Raw genomic sequence first — 14,318 nt, 5'->3', positions numbered from 1 at the left:
GAACCTCCGGGCGGTCGACTACCCCGAGCACACCTGCTTCGATGGGGAAGCGTCAGTCGTCGCAGCGGTGTGCGCGCAACTCGTGCTGCACCTCCGTTGGCCGATCCGCGTACCGCTGGCCAACGGCGTCAAAGACTGATTCCCTCGGCCATCCCTCAGAGAAGCGACGCCAGGAATTCGGCCATAGCGAGCAAGCTCCGGTCCGAGTAGGTCGGTCCCACGAGCTGCACGCCGATCGGGAGGCCGTCCGCGTTTCGCGCAACAGGCATGACCAGACTGGGCAGACCAACGTGGCTGGTGAGGTTGGCCCAGCCGGTCTGGTCGAAGAAGCTCCGCTCGACACCGTCGACCGTGAGAGCGCGAGTGCCGGCCGGGATCGCCGCAGTGGGAGCAGCGGGGGTGATGAGTACATCGTGCTCGGTGTCGGCGAAGAACCGCTGCCACGTTTCTCGAAGCCGGAGGCGCTCCTCGTTAGCGCGGAGCCAGGAGCGATGTGGCTGTGTCCGGTGGCGGAGGAAGATGGCCCGTGGGCTCGCGTCATCTTCCTGCAGGTCACGCGCCGCCGCGAGTTCAGCCGCGCCAGTCTCATCGTCGGTGGCGGCCGTCGCGGTGGCGTGGAGGAGCTGCTCGAAAAGGCGGAGAGAGCCAGCGAAGCCGACCGGTCCTGCGGTGCGGCCGACGTTCATGCCCGAGGCGGCCAGTGCCTGCTCGACGGCGGCGAGAGCATCGGCAGTTTCACGGTCGACGGGGCAGCTCGCGTCCTCGGCCCACACCGCTACACGGAGCTGGCCGACATCTCGGCGCGCCGTGGGCAGCTTCACGAGCCAGGGGCTGTTCTCGGCGGGTGACGGTGTCGTCAGCGCGTCGAGGAGCAGGCCGAGGTCGCGGGGGTGGCGTGCCAGGGGGCCCGGGGTGACCATGTCGCTGCTGGTGATCCATCCCGGCGGGCGGGGGATGTGGCCGCGAGCCGGGACGAGTCCATGCGTGGGGCGCAGGCCGTAGACGCCGCAGTAGTGGGCCGGAAGCCTAAGTGAGCCGGCGAGGTCGCTGCCGAGGTCGGCGGGAGTCAGGTGGGCGGCGACTGCGGCGGCGGGGCCGCCGGAGGAGCCGCCGGCGGTGCGTTCAGGATCGTGGGGGTTGAGCGTTCGGCCGAACAGGCTGTTGTCGGTGTGCAGGTCCTGGCAGTACGCCGGCGTATTCGTCTTACCCATGATCACGGCGCCTTGATGGCGTAGTCGGGCGACCGCATCGGCGTCCCGTGCGGGTACGTGACCCGCCAGGTCCTCGGCGCCGCTGGTGGTGCGCAGGCCGGCCGTCTCGAAACTGTCCTTGATCGTGAGGGGAAGGCCGTCGAAGGTTCCCCTACTTTCGTTGCGGGCGCGGCGTTCGTCCGCTGCTCGTGCGGCGGTCCGGGCCGCGCCGTCGTCACGGGTGACGACCGCGTTCACGTGGCTGGCGTCGATCCGGGCGAGGTGGAGGTCGAGCAGCTCGCGGCTGGAGATCTCGCGGCGGTCCAGGGCCTGGAGCTGGATGTGGGCGGGCTGGTGGGTGAGGTCGGTCGTCATGCGGAGACTCGCTCAAGGTGGGGGGCTCGTGCGGGCTGGCGGGGCAGGTGGCGAGCGACGTCGAGGAGGGCCTCGATGTCGTCCATGGGTCGGCTGGTTTCGCGTTCCGAGTCGGCGAATTCGGTGAGCTGGTCGGGCGCCGGGCGGGCGCCTTCGGCCCGGGCGGCGATTCCGGCGATGATCTGGTCAGCTGTGACAGCTGCAGATAGCTCCTGGCCGTGAAGCCCTCGGGCCTGGTGGTGGGCTTCGCTGGTCTCGCGGACCGTGGCATCGAGGTACTGGCGGATCACGAACCGGCCGTCATGAATTTCGACTGCTCGGCGGTAGAGCCGGATCGCGATGCGGCGGAAGCGACGCCTCTGGGCTGGGCCGACTCGGTCGATCGGCAGCTCGATCTCGGGCGCTTCGCTGTAGAACGCCAGCCAAAGGGGGCGCAGGCCGTAGTAGCTGCGGTACTGCTTGATCCGGTACTGGACGCTCTGGGCCTGGTCGCTGATGGTGGGCACGATCCAGCCGATGAGCGTGAGCATGGCGCCGACATCGCCACAGGTCCATGCGAAGCCCTCCCAATCTGCGAGGGAGGCGTCGAAGGCGCCGGCGATCACGTTGCCGATGCGGACCGCGCTGTATCCGAGGGTGACGGTAGCGCCGAGGGCGACGATGCGCAGGCCATAGCGGACGGACCCGCGGGTGCTTCGGCGGGCCAGGCGCCAGCAGGCGCGGGCGAGGAACAGTTCTCCGATGGTGTAGGCCGTGACGTACAGGGTGAGGTACGCGGCGTACCAGTCGTCGTGCGCGTAGTACAGCGTGAAGTCGATCGGACGCGGCGCGCTGGGCGTCAGCAGAGCGAACAGCACCAGCAGCCCGGCGATCACAGCGAAGCCGGCCCCGAGCCACCGGCGACTGCGCCGGCGGGCGACTTCGGGCGGAGACCCCCAGTAGGTGAGAACCACCTGCTGACAGGCGAGGAGCGCGACTACGCACCCCTGCGCGAGGGGTACGGAAAGGTTGACGGTGCCGAGCACGCGGTCGAGGTAGTTCCACATCGGTGTGATGGAGAACAGGAACGACAGCCCTGACAGCAGGAAGACGGCGGCCAGCGCGGTGGAGGCGGGATCACGGCGGCGGGTCGGCACGTCCCTCAGGAGGCAGAGGAAGCCGAGCGTGGCGACAACGAGGCTGATCGGATGGAGCAAGTCCTTCACGGCCGGGCCTCCCGTCGGCGCAGGAGCGTGTGCGTGACCCGGTCCTGGACTTCGTCCCCGGAGGACTCGTCGCTGCGCAGCCACCGGTCGATGATCCGGCGCTGGAGCAGCGAGGCGAGAAGCTCGGTGTCCCGCTCCTCGTCCTCGTCGTACTTCGTGCGCCCCAACATCATCTCCACGGTGGCCGAACCGACGCTGGTGAAGATCGTCGAGGAGAGCGCGGACGCCGGGCGGTTTCTGTGATGGCCGAGCAGCAGGTGGCTGAACTCGTGGGCGATGATGTGGTCCTGGTGCAGACAGCTGGTCCGCGGGTCGTAGTACACGTAGAAGGCACTCTCCGTGACGGCGCATGCTCCGCACACGGAGGGTGCCTGCTCACGGGGCTCTAGGACCACATTCCGTCCCGTGCGGCGTGAGACCTCGTCGCTGAGATCGCGGATATTGGTGACGTGCGGGAGCCGCAGCTCGGCCAAGAGGTCAGGCCGGCGCAGCCTGCGTACAGACCACATTGATTTTCCTTGATCACTTACTGAACTAAGGCCGATTCACGCGCCAGTTGAGGGTGGCAACCCCTCGGATTTTCGTACGCTCTCGACGATCCCCAGGACGGCGTCCTTTCCGTCCGCGGAGACGTCGGATAGGCGAAGAAGAACGTTCTTGATCTTCGCGTCACGAAGCAGTGCGAGCAACTCCAGCTCCTGCACTGTCTTTTCGGCGACGGCATCATCGAACCAATAAGCGGGATCCACCCCGAAAAACCCTGCGAGCGCTTCGAGATGACGCTTCGTCGGGTTATCGCGCTGCCCGGTCCGCAGGAGCCACAGGTACTGCGCGGACAGCTTGCCCAGCCCTCGCTTTTCCATCAGCTCGGCCACTTCGGCGTTGCTGAAGGGGCCGCGATCGGGCGGGTGCACCGTATCGAACAGGCGGTTTAGGCGGTCCATGAGCCCCTGGGGGGTCACCTGGCCTTCGGTCGACTCTTCCATGATCCTTTTCTGGGTGGACTTCGTCGTCACTTCACCCACCACACTACCTCGCCATAAACACCAGTTGACGGCGCGATCCCGCGTATGGAAAGTTCTTCCTCACCAGCACGTTTCCGCGTGGCACGCACCGCCCATTTCGGGTCGGCCTGTCCGTTTCTACCGGCAGGAATGCTCCGGGCGACGTGGCGCGAGCCACATTTCCCTAGCGACATACGTCACGTCTGGCACACCAGGATTTGATCTTCGACCGGAAAGCGCGGAGGTGACCGTGGAAACGCCTCACCCACATCGTCTTTCTGTCGCGGAAGGTATCAGGCGCCCGCCGCAATTCGGACACAATGGCGCGCTCTCGACGTTCGGGGCAACCGCGGCAACGGTGCTCCTCGACGCCAGGGGGCGGCCCGTACCGAGCCCTACGCGCGACATCGACCACCGATCACACGGTGACTCTCCGCTACCAGTACAGGGGTTAAGGGCCGAGCCTGGCCCGTGTCGCGGGTTCGTGCGCATGTGCCCGGGCAGCCACCAGCGCATCTCCTGAGCCTCCGGCCGCCGGAGCGATCTATCCCGGCGAATCGGGCAAAGGATCACCGATGACGCCCCGGTGAGCCTTGGCTGGTTGGTCCAACAAACCGTGGTCGCATGAGACGCGACGGGGCGCTGCGATGCTCATCTCCGAGTCCGTCGCGGCAATCATGGCGCTGTCCGCGTCCCGGCCGGCCGGCCCACCCGCAGGCGCAGGTGCCGACGCCCTCCCACACGACTTGTAGAGAGTCCTTTAGCAAGGTCTGGATCTTGCGCCACAGCCTGCATATGTTCGTCGTCCCCCGCCGGGCACCCCGCCCAGCAGAAGACGGCATAAGGAGCCATATGCGGAACGCGCGATCCAGCAGGGCTGCATAGCCCCGAAAACAGCGACGGCGCCCATGGAGCCACTAACTCCCGGACGCCGGCCGCCTGACGGCACTCCCGCCCCGGCAAGGGCGGAGATTACCCACCTTTACCGCACCGGACCTTTCCTACGGGCACCCCGGCGCGGCTTTCACTACGGAGGAGAGTCTTACATGCCGCCTGCCCTGCGCAAAAGGCCGGTGCTCCCGGCCTGCGCGGCAGCCGCCCCCGCTCACCTGTCTCCCGCGTCGTCGACACCCATGCTCACGCGCCTCGTGAAGGCGGTGTCCCGATGAGCGGGCAGGCACGTAAGTGGGCCTGGGAGAGCAGTGCCAGCCGTGGCACGGCCCGCTTGGTCCTCCTGTCGATCGCCGACCGGATCCCCGACGAGCAGTGCGTCGCCTATGCGGGCCTCACCGAGCTGATGGAGCGGACGCACGCCAGCCGTAACGCCGTGCGCGGCGCCCTGACCTCACTGATCGCGGGCGGCGACCTGGAGATATGTGCCGACTTCGAGGGCCCCCAGCACAGCACGGTGTACCGCATGCCGCGCCCCGCTGCCTGGCTCGCGAAGGTGGCGGCTGCCCAGGAGGTCGACGCTGAGCTGCGCGTCGAGGACGTCGAACCGCTGGCGGACACCGACCCCGCTCCCGACCTGGACGACCTGGACGAGGAGCGGCTGCGCAAGCACCGCATCTGCCGCAAGGCAGGGTCTGAATCGGGCCCCCCTCGTCAGAATCTGACCGGGTCGAAATCTGCACCCCCTCGTCAGAATCTGACCCCTCCCCGGGTCAGAAAACGACCCCCCTCCGGGTCAGAAACTGACCCCCAGAACTGTAGTAGTGAACCGAAGGTGAACCGTAGGTACAGCAGCAGCAGTGCTGCCGGTCTCACCTCCGCCGCGGACTGGCAGGTCGACGACGCAAGCCTGTCCTGGGCCCAGCAGCAGGGACACCTCGCACGCCTTGGCGAGCAGGGCCTCCAGGCCGCCGACGCGAAGTGGCGACACCACCGAGCCGCCTGGAGCGCTCGCTCCGCCGTCGCCTGGGCTTCCGACTGGCAGTCCTGGGTCGCCCGCGAGCACAGCCCCACACCCCAGCGCCCGAACCTCTACGCCCTGCCCGGCGGCTCTTCCGCGCCGCAGGCCGGCATGACCCGCGCCGAGGCGCACATGGCCGCCCTGCTCGCCGCCGTCGACGAACCGACTGGAACGGAGTAACTGCCTTGAATCAACGTGAAGTTGCTGCCGTACTCACCTACGTCGGCCGCCTGGACCCGCGCACGATCCGCACCGACGCGGGCGAGGCCCGCGACCAGCTCGGCATGTGGCACGAGCTGCTTGGCGACGTCCCGATGACCACCGCTCAGGGCTGGGACATCCGCGAGGCCGTCCGCAAGCGAATTGTCAGCTCGCCGTATCCGATCCTGCCGGCCGATGTAGCCCGCGAATGGCAGGCACACCGCCGCGAACGTCTGGCCCGGCACACCGACCCGACCCCGTTGGCCGACCCGGACAATCCGCACGCCTGGCGGGCGGAGCTGCTGGCGGCGCGGGATGCCGTGGCTACGGGGCAGGCCGCCCCCTCGGCGCACCGCGAACTCATCGCCGGGCGGCACCGGCCGGGGCTGAAGGACCAGCTGGCCGCCGTCGGCTCCTACATCCCGGCCGCCGTCCGCGCCGAACTGGCCCCCTATCGCCCGGCCCGCGCCGCCCGTGAAGCCGCCATCGCCGCCGGAGGCCCCGACGTGCTCAGCGTGCCGTGCGAGTGGTGCCACGCCGTCGAGGGTGAGCCCTGCCGCCGCCGGCGCATCACCCTCGACGGCGCTGCCCGGGGCAATGCACCGCTCGCCACCGCCCACCCCAGTCGCGTCGATCGCGCCCTGGCTGCCCAGGCCCCGGCGACTGCCGCCTGACCGCAGCCCGCTGCTCCAAAGAAACGTTCCGCCTCCGGTACGGCACCACGCCGTACCCCGCGCCCGCCTCGCAGCGCCCCGCCGCACCCCACCCACCTTCGGTGCCGACGACCCGCACCCCCCGAGGCGACTTCCGGAGACTGCCTTGCGCCACATCACCACCAACGACTCCCCGGCCCCGACCATCCGTGGCATCGCCGACCACAGCTGGCAGGCCCGGGGCCTGTGCCACAACATGCCGCCCAAGGTCATCGACGCGCTGTTCTTCCACGCGGCCCGCGACCGCACGGCCATCGGCGAGGCCAAGTCGATCTGCGGCCAGTGCCCCGTGAAGAAGGCGTGCTTCGACTACGCCCTCGACAACGAGATCAGGCACGGCATGTGGGGCGGCCTCACCGAGGACGAGCGCCGCCCCTGGCACGCCAAGGTCAACAAGCGCCTGGACTACAGCCGCGTCAAGGCGGCCTTCGAAGGGCGCGACATCCACCTCAGCGACGCCGAACGCGAGGCCGTCACCCGCCACGCGTACGCCCGCGGCTGGAACCCCGAGCGCCTCGCCTTCACACTGCGGCTCGACCTGGACTGGGCGCGTGACCTGATGCGCAACGCCGCCCACGCTGTCGCCGACCGTGACCGCTACTGGGACCAGGACGACGAGACAGAACCGGCCGACGACGAAACGGCCGAGGACGAGGACGCCACCTCGCCGGTGCAGGTGCCCCGCCAGGTTCAGACCCACTCCCTGATCGCTGCTCTCCGAAAGGCCGCATGACTCACCCCGTCGCCATGTCTCTGCCCCTCGGTATTGATCCCGTCTACGCGGTCGCGGCTGTCGGGTTGCTCACCCTGGTGCTGGCCGGATGGTCGATCCGACGCAACCGGACACAGTCAGGCGCCCCACGCGCCGGCACCCCCACGGTCTGGGTCGCTGCCCTCGCGGCGCTGGGCTGCACGGCATACAGCGCGGAGACCAGCTGGTTCTTCGCCGCTGACTACCTCGGCATGACCGACACGGTGCAACGGGCTGCCTTCTTCTCCACGGCCGAGCTGGCCCTGTTCGCGAACGCTCTGCTGGCCCGCCAGAACCTGCGCAATCAAGGCGCACCTGGCGTTCCGGGCATCCTGGTCTGGGTGCTCACCGGGGTGCAGATCATCCCGGCGTACGCCGAATCAGGGCCGGTCGGCGGCACCGTGCGAGCGATCGTCGGTCCGGTCATGGCTGCCATGCTCTGGCATCTGGCCATGGGTATCGAGCTGCGACTGCACAAGCCGGACGCCTCCTCGCAGGGGCTGCTGGCGACGCTTGGGCGCGAAGTGCGGGAACGTCTCCTCTCCCGCCTGGGTGTCGCCACGCGGAACCGCGATGCCGCCCAGATCACCAGGGAGCGCGCTACGAAGCGGGCAGGAGCCCTCGCGTCCCGGCTGGCCAAGATGCCGGAGAAGGATCGCACGAATCGTCACGGGCGCCGGATCGAACGGCGGCTCGAAACGGCCCTCTCACGATCCGGGGTCGGCACCGATCCTGACCAGCGTCGTGCGCTTCTGGAGCAGCTGGCCGCTCGCCGGCATGCCGCGGCCCTCGCCTCTGTCGCCCTGCCGTCCCCTTGGACTCAGCCCTCGTGGGAGCAGGACGACCACCCTGGGGACCGGCCCCCTCTCGCTGCGGCCCCGGGGACTCGGATGCCCGCCGAGGAACACGTGAGCCCGACGGGGACGGTCCCCGAGGCCGGTCCCCGAATCGCGGCCTCGATCGGGGACCGCACTGTCGGGGACGCGGCCGAGACGGGGACAGCGGCCGAGCCCGTGGGGGACGGTCCCCACACCGTCCCCAACCACAACGGGGACCGGGAACACCCCAACACCGAAACGGGGACCGAGCCCAACGGGGACCGTCCCCACACCGTCCCCAACGACAACGGGGACCGCATCGGTGAGCGCGACTCGCGTCTGCCCGGCCAGGGTGAAGAGGCGAAGGCGGAGGGCCCCGTCGTGATCCCGGGGACCGGTGAGGGTGACCATGGCGCGGGCGGAAACGTCCACGAAGTCGCAGCGCAGAGGGGCGGTGGCCCGTCCCCGGCGGCCGTCCCCAATGACGACGAGGGCCGGAAGCACCCCGACACCGAAACGGGGACCGAGCCTAACGGGGACCGTCCCCACACCGTCCCCAACGACACCGGGGACCGGGAACACCCCGACACCGAAACGGGGACCGAGCCTAACGGGGACCGTCCCCACACCGTCCCCAACGACACCGGGGACCGGGAACACCCCGACACCGAAACGGGGACCGAGCCTAACGGGGACCGTCCCCACACCGTCCCCAACGACACCGGGGACCGGGAACACCCCGACACCGAAACGGGGACCGAGCCCGACGGGGACCGTCCCCACACCGTCCCCCTGCGGCGCAAACAGCCGCAGAAGGGCTCCCGAAACCGTCCGGGAGCTGGGAAGGCCAAGCGCCCGCGGAACGGGCCCCGGCTGACCGTCGAGCAGATGGTCGAGCGGGTTCGCCCGCACGTGCCCGCGCTGCTGGAACGGGACGGCAACGCGTCGGTCACCCGTCCCCAGCTGCGGGAGATCCTCCGCGCCCAGAACATCCAGGGCGGCCGGAACGACCGCCTGACGCCAGTCCTGCAGCGGCTGCGGGACGAGGCGGCCACCACCACGACAAGGAGCACGGCCCGATGAAGACCTGCCATCGGTTCGCCACCATCAAGTCCGGCTTTGAGCAGGACATCCGGTTCCTGCGCGGTCACTCCGAGCGTCACCAGGGATCGACGTCGGCGAAGACGAGCGCGAAGAACGCCTTCTCGGTGAAGCGGAACATGGCGCGGGTCTTGAACCGGCACCTCGACCGCTGTCCCGAGTGCGGCTGACACCTGCAAAGAAGCAGGTCACGCGCCTGCCTCCGTATTCCGCCGGGTGACCCGGCCTCGGTCGGGCCACCCGCCCCCTGTGATGGAGGGACCGCCATTCCTGCCCGCAATCCGCGTACGCGCACCCCGTCGACCGCCGAGGCCGGCGCCTGGGCGGAAGTGCTCGTACGGCACCAGCTCCTGCACGCAGCCGTGCTGGCCCCCAACGGCCAGTGGCTCACCCAGGACCACCCCGAGTCCCCTGTCCGCCTCCTCGACGGCCCGGCCGCCATGGTCGAACTCGCCGCCGAGATCCAGCACCGCATCCGCACCACGAGGAACCGCACCCGATGACGAACCCGACGACACCCCCCACTCACGCGCACGGTGAGCCGGAAAGCAACTCGACCTCACCGCGAGCAAGTTGGTGCGAGAGTAGTACTCCCGTTGGGAGTACTACTCTCGCGTCCTCCGCCCCGGGGGTGGCGGAGGCGGTCCAGCGCCGGGGGGCGCCGGACCGAGGGGATGCGACCGAGGGCGGCCGGCATCCCCAGGAGGAGCAGACAGCCACCCACCCGTGCCACAACCCGCACTGCACGTACCACGCGAGCGCGCCGTCGAGCCAGCCGCCCGCGCGCAACCGCACGCCGAAGACCAAGTCGAGCAAGCGCAAGCACCTGATCACCAGCCGCTTCAACGACGACGAGAAGCAGTCCGTCCTCGACGCCGCAGCCGCGTGCGCCATGACGCCGTCCGGCTTCCTCGCCCACGCAGCCCTCAGCGCCGCGCGCGATCTGACGCGCACGGCAGCCGAGATCGCCGGCGAACGCGAAATGCTCGCCGAGCTGTTCAGCCTCCGGCGCCACCTCGGGCAGATCGGCAACAACGTCAACCAGGTTGCCAAAACGCTCAATTCAGGCGGTGACGCCCCGCACGCCGAAGCGGTCCTCTCCGCCGTACACCGTGCCGCTCGACGCGTGGACACCTTCACCCAGCACTACCTGGACAGCGAGCGCCCGGCTGCATGATTCCCAAAGTTCACGACATGGGCGATGACACCCGTGGCCTGGTGGCCTACCTGTACGGTCCCGGCAGGGCCGAGGAGCACATCGATCCGCACCTCGTCGCCGCGTGGGACAGCCAGGCACCCGACCCCGGCCGCGATCCGAAGGCCACGTACGGCGACCTGCAGCGCCTGCTCGACCAGCCCGTCATGGCGCTGCCCGAGAGTGCCAGGCCCGCCGAGTACGTATGGCACCTGTCCGTACGCGCCGCGCCCGAGGATCCGATCCTCACCGACGAGCAGTGGGCCGACATCGCCCGCCGCATGGTCGCCGCCACCGGCATCGCCCCCGAGGGCGACGACGCCGCCTGCCGCTGGGCGGCCGTCCGCCACGCCGACGATCACATCCACATCGTCGCCACCGTCGTACGCGAGGACGGCCGCCAGGCCCGCATCCGCCAGGACGGTGCCCGCTCCCAGACCGAAGCCCGAAAGGTCGAAATCGACTACGGGCTACGCCGGTTGAACGTCGGCGACGGAACCGCCGCCAAGCGCCCCACCAGCGCCGAACGCCACAAGGCGGACCGCCAGGGCAAGGAACGCACCCCACGCGAGGAGCTGCGCGAGACCGTGCGCCGCGCCGCAGCCGGAGTCGCCAGCGAGGAGGAGTTCTTCGACCGCCTGGCAGCCGCCGGCCTCCTGATCCGCCAGCGCACCGCACCCTCCGGCGACCTGCTCGGCTACAAGGTCGCGTTGCCGGACGACCGCAACGAGGACCAGGAGCCGATCTACTATTCCGGCTCCACCCTCGCGCCCGACCTCTCCCTGCCCCGTATCCGCAAGCGGTGGGCTGCCGACGCCTCCGGTCACCGCAGCGACGCCACCACTGACCGCTCCTCCGGCTCGCCCCGTATCAGCCCGTCGGCCGCTCGGCGGCAGGCGACGACAGCGGTCTGGCAGGCCGTGCTGATCCTCGACCAGGGCGACGACGGGCAGATCGCCGCGCACCTCGCTGCAGCCGGCGAGGTCCTCGACGCGCTCGCCAAGACCTCGGCCGCGCACACCCGCCGTGAACTGCGGGATGCCGCCTGGGCGTTCGAGCGGGCGACCCGCTCCCACGTCCAGGCCGAGCGAGGCCACGACCGTGCCCTTCGTCAGGCTGCCCGCGATCTCGTCTACGGCGGTCCCGCCCTCGGCCGCGGGGAGGACGGTGCCACCACCGCCATGCTCATCGACATGGCGTTCTTCCTGGTCAGCGCCGCTGCCCACTGGCACGGGAAGAAGGAGCACGCCCAGCAGGCCGCTGCTGCCCGTCAGGCCGCCGACCACCTGCGTGCCGCCTACCAGGCCGCCGCGCCGCTGCACCTCGGCGTGATGCACCAGCGCGGTCGTCGCCTGTCCCAGCCTCTCCAGCGCAAGCAGGCCGCCTATCTCCGACAGGCGGTGCCCGACCTGGCCGGGCAGGTCCTCGCCGAGCCCGGCTGGTACGCCCTGGCCGCCACCCTCGTCGACGTCGAGAACGCCGGCCACGACCCCACCGCGCTCCTGGCGGAAGCAGTGGAGCGGCGCGAGCTGGAGACCGCAGAATCGATCAGTGACGTGCTGGTATGGCGGCTACGGCGGATGGCGGATCTGCCTGCGGACGCCTCGGCTGTGCCGGAGAGCGGTACGGCAAAGGCCGCATCGAAGGGACAGACGCGGAGGAAGTCGACGCCGCCGTCACAGAACGCTTCGGCCAAGCGGAGCGGCACGAGAGAACCCCGGCGCTGAGGGCCACGCTTACAGCACCGAGGCACACACCGCGATGACCACGGTGGCGCCTGCGATGCACAGCATGATGGTGCGCGCCTCCGGCACCCGGCGATCCCGCAGTTCAGGCTGCGGCTCGCGGGTGCCGGAGCACCGGCAGCCGGTCGCGCTCCATCACCGGCCAGCCAGTACGCGCCGTTCAGCTGCGTCGGGAACGTTGAAGAACCTGTACTTCGCATGCGCTGGGCAACGCCCGTCAACCAAAAACGGCACGTGCCGCAATCGATCTGGAATGAAAACAGGCGGCCCACTGTCCCGTCCCATTCGACCTTCTCGCTACGCACCTCGGCGAACAGGGGATAGATAAAATGTGGTGATCGCGTCAGCTCGCTGAATCCCATACGGCGTTGTCGCCGAGGGCGATGTGCGATCAGCCGTCCCAGCATTCGTTATCGGCGGACTCCGTTGTGTCCCGCAGGCCAGTGCTGCGCTCAACGCCAACCGACGCCACATCGAAGCCGGCACGAGCCAGCGTCCCGCACACATCAGCAAGCAGCTTCTCCGCAGCATCCGAACTCATGGCCCAAAGCCTAAATGCGCCCAAACACAGCCTCGGGCAACTACTCAGGCATCGCCAGCCAACCGCGGGGAGACAACGTACTGGGCTGCCTGCTCACTGGACACGGCAGCCGCGATCCGCTTGCACATGTCATCTGACATCGGAGGCAAGTCGTCCAGCGGGAACCAATCGACAGCTGTGTTCTCACCGTCGGCGGGACGCGGAAGGCCGGACTGCCAGGCAAAGCGGAACACCAGGTCGAGATACTGCGTCTGATCCCCGTTGTCATAGACGACAGGATCCGTGACGTGAACCATCGCCAGCCGCTCCGGAACTGCCACAATGCCGGTCTCCTCAAGCACCTCCCGGGCTGCGGCATCCGCCGGCTGCTCCCCCGGATCGATGATCCCAGTCACCGGCGTCCACGTGCCGTTGTCTGCGCGCTTCGCCAAAAGGACCCGATCCTCACTCATGACGACCGCGGTCACGCCCGACAGCCACAGCGGATCGCTTCCGATCTTCTTGCGCAGCGCGAGGATGAAATCTGGTGTTGCCATCACGCCATGATATGGACCCGCTGATCAGGCATGTCGCCCACCCCTGAGCTTCTTGACCACGAGGTTCCCGAACGCTCCCTCACTCCCGCTGAGACGAGGTCACCGCAGCCGGATGATCACGAGCTGCGGCTGCCGTGTTCAGTTCGCCCTCCGGTTGCGCCGTGCCCGACATCGGCGAACGCATCGGCAGTCACCCGACCCCCTCACCAGAGCGAACGTACTAACCCTGATCACCAGAGAGCCACACAGCCCGTCAGCCAGCACCGGATCAGCGTTCAAACCGCCCCTGAGAGCGAATACGAAACGGGACAGACAACAGCGAGCGACAAGACACCATGGGACACTTGCCCCGGTGCGTACGCGGCGAGGAACAACCTGCCCCGGGACGACCAGCGAACTGAACAACTTCACCCGGGACAGCGACAAGATGACGAAGGACGGGACACCCACGCACCGCCCGCAGGTGCCGTTCCGAAGCCCTCCGGCAAGTCATCCGCATTCAATATTTCTAGAGTTGCAGCAGGTCAGTGGATTGCGGCACTCTCCTCGTGCAGGCGAGACGAGAGAGATGGAGACGGCATGTTCCGACGCAACCGTGCGGACCGAGAATTCCGTGAAGCCCAGCGGGCCGGCCAGGCAGTGCTGGCGATGCACACCGAGCTGCCGCTGCCGGACTGCCCCGGCCCCCACGCAGCGCCGGCACCTGCCGCGCCGGAGTCCACGGTGGTGCCCGACTTCCTGCCGGCGGACTTCCGGGCGCCGTCCCGCCAGGACGTCTCGGGGTTCATGATGCGCTGGGACCTGCCACTCGTCATCGACGGCGAAGTCCACCAGTGCTACTGCGGCGCGTACCGGAACTGGATCGTCTTCAACATGCGTGACGACTCGGTGTGGCTGCGCTGCGAGGCCGGCCACGAGGCCGAGGAGTCCCGCCTGGACACCGCCTGGTACAACCGCAACTCCGGTCCGGTCGACCACTTCCACCCCACCCTCGACGAAGGTCTGCGCCACCTCGGCCACTGAAGTCGCGA

The 14,318-nt window shown here is 69.0% G+C and carries 15 protein-coding genes; 9 read left to right on the top strand and 6 right to left on the bottom strand.

From position 1 onward, the window contains the following. Positions 1 to 155: 155 nt before the first annotated feature. From OG306_RS29810 to OG306_RS29795, 4 genes are read right to left on the bottom strand one after another with little or no spacing between them, the layout of a single operon-like run. The gene (locus OG306_RS29810) at positions 156 to 1,565 is read right to left on the bottom strand and encodes an amidase family protein (RefSeq protein ID WP_371665801.1); all 1,410 of its coding nucleotides are present in this window, start codon (positions 1,563 to 1,565) and stop codon (positions 156 to 158) included. Further along, positions 1,562 to 2,770: an MAB_1171c family putative transporter gene (locus OG306_RS29805; protein ID WP_371665800.1), complete on the bottom strand. Its 1,209-nt coding sequence runs from the start codon at positions 2,768 to 2,770 to the stop codon at positions 1,562 to 1,564. The genes OG306_RS29810 and OG306_RS29805 overlap by 4 nt, the downstream gene beginning before the upstream one ends. Next, positions 2,767 to 3,279 (bottom strand): hypothetical protein, encoded by a 513-nt coding sequence (locus OG306_RS29800; protein ID WP_371665799.1) that lies wholly within the window; start codon positions 3,277 to 3,279, stop codon positions 2,767 to 2,769. Before OG306_RS29800 ends, OG306_RS29805 begins: the two co-directional genes overlap by 4 nt. 36 nt (positions 3,280 to 3,315) lie before the next feature. After that, entirely contained in the window at positions 3,316 to 3,786 is a 471-nt protein-coding gene (locus OG306_RS29795; protein WP_311659085.1) for an XRE family transcriptional regulator, read from the bottom strand. Positions 3,787 to 4,939: 1,153 nt separating this feature from the next. Between OG306_RS29795 and OG306_RS29790 the strand changes: the two genes are divergently transcribed. From OG306_RS29790 to OG306_RS29755, 8 genes are all read left to right on the top strand, one after another. Continuing rightward, the gene (locus OG306_RS29790; protein WP_371665798.1) at positions 4,940 to 5,866 is read left to right on the top strand and encodes a helix-turn-helix domain-containing protein; all 927 of its coding nucleotides are present in this window, start codon (positions 4,940 to 4,942) and stop codon (positions 5,864 to 5,866) included. Between the two features lie 5 nt (positions 5,867 to 5,871). Continuing rightward, positions 5,872 to 6,561, top strand: a complete 690-nt coding sequence (locus OG306_RS29785) for a zinc finger domain-containing protein (RefSeq protein ID WP_371665797.1) — start codon at positions 5,872 to 5,874, stop codon at positions 6,559 to 6,561. A gap of 145 nt (positions 6,562 to 6,706) precedes the next feature. Then, a complete protein-coding gene (locus OG306_RS29780) occupies positions 6,707 to 7,333 on the top strand; it encodes a WhiB family transcriptional regulator (protein ID WP_371665796.1) in 627 nt (208 codons plus the stop codon). 14 nt (positions 7,334 to 7,347) lie between these two features. Beyond that, positions 7,348 to 9,252 (top strand): hypothetical protein, encoded by a 1,905-nt coding sequence (locus OG306_RS29775; protein WP_371665795.1) that lies wholly within the window; start codon positions 7,348 to 7,350, stop codon positions 9,250 to 9,252. Continuing rightward, the gene (locus tag OG306_RS29770) at positions 9,249 to 9,440 is read left to right on the top strand and encodes a hypothetical protein (RefSeq protein WP_371665794.1); all 192 of its coding nucleotides are present in this window, start codon (positions 9,249 to 9,251) and stop codon (positions 9,438 to 9,440) included. The genes OG306_RS29775 and OG306_RS29770 overlap by 4 nt, the downstream gene beginning before the upstream one ends. Before the next feature lie 159 nt (positions 9,441 to 9,599). After that, the gene (locus OG306_RS29765; RefSeq protein WP_371665793.1) at positions 9,600 to 9,773 is read left to right on the top strand and encodes a hypothetical protein; all 174 of its coding nucleotides are present in this window, start codon (positions 9,600 to 9,602) and stop codon (positions 9,771 to 9,773) included. A 128-nt stretch (positions 9,774 to 9,901) separates the two neighbouring features. Further along, complete coding sequence (locus OG306_RS29760; RefSeq protein ID WP_371665792.1) at positions 9,902 to 10,447, top strand: plasmid mobilization protein; 546 nt, start codon at positions 9,902 to 9,904, stop codon at positions 10,445 to 10,447. Then, positions 10,444 to 12,192 carry a relaxase/mobilization nuclease domain-containing protein gene (locus OG306_RS29755; protein WP_371665791.1) on the top strand — a complete coding sequence of 583 codons (1,749 nt, stop codon included), beginning with the start codon at positions 10,444 to 10,446 and terminating at the stop codon, positions 12,190 to 12,192. The genes OG306_RS29760 and OG306_RS29755 overlap by 4 nt, the downstream gene beginning before the upstream one ends. A gap of 409 nt (positions 12,193 to 12,601) precedes the next feature. Here OG306_RS29755 and OG306_RS40950 read toward each other — a convergent pair whose 3' ends face one another. Together OG306_RS40950 and OG306_RS29750 are read right to left on the bottom strand one after the other, a co-directional pair. Beyond that, positions 12,602 to 12,751, bottom strand: a complete 150-nt coding sequence (locus tag OG306_RS40950; RefSeq protein ID WP_266621925.1) for a hypothetical protein — start codon at positions 12,749 to 12,751, stop codon at positions 12,602 to 12,604. A 44-nt stretch (positions 12,752 to 12,795) separates the two neighbouring features. Beyond that, positions 12,796 to 13,287: an NUDIX hydrolase gene (locus tag OG306_RS29750; protein WP_371665790.1), complete on the bottom strand. Its 492-nt coding sequence runs from the start codon at positions 13,285 to 13,287 to the stop codon at positions 12,796 to 12,798. A 579-nt stretch (positions 13,288 to 13,866) separates the two neighbouring features. Between OG306_RS29750 and OG306_RS29745 the strand changes: the two genes are divergently transcribed. Then, positions 13,867 to 14,310, top strand: a complete 444-nt coding sequence (locus OG306_RS29745) for a hypothetical protein (protein WP_371665789.1) — start codon at positions 13,867 to 13,869, stop codon at positions 14,308 to 14,310. Positions 14,311 to 14,318 lie beyond the last annotated feature (8 nt).

Source organism: Streptomyces sp. NBC_01241, from assembly GCF_041435435.1.
Classification (GTDB): domain Bacteria; phylum Actinomycetota; class Actinomycetes; order Streptomycetales; family Streptomycetaceae; genus Streptomyces.
The sequence above is the reverse complement of the archived record's forward strand: the minus strand, read 5'-3'. Positions and strand labels throughout refer to the sequence as shown.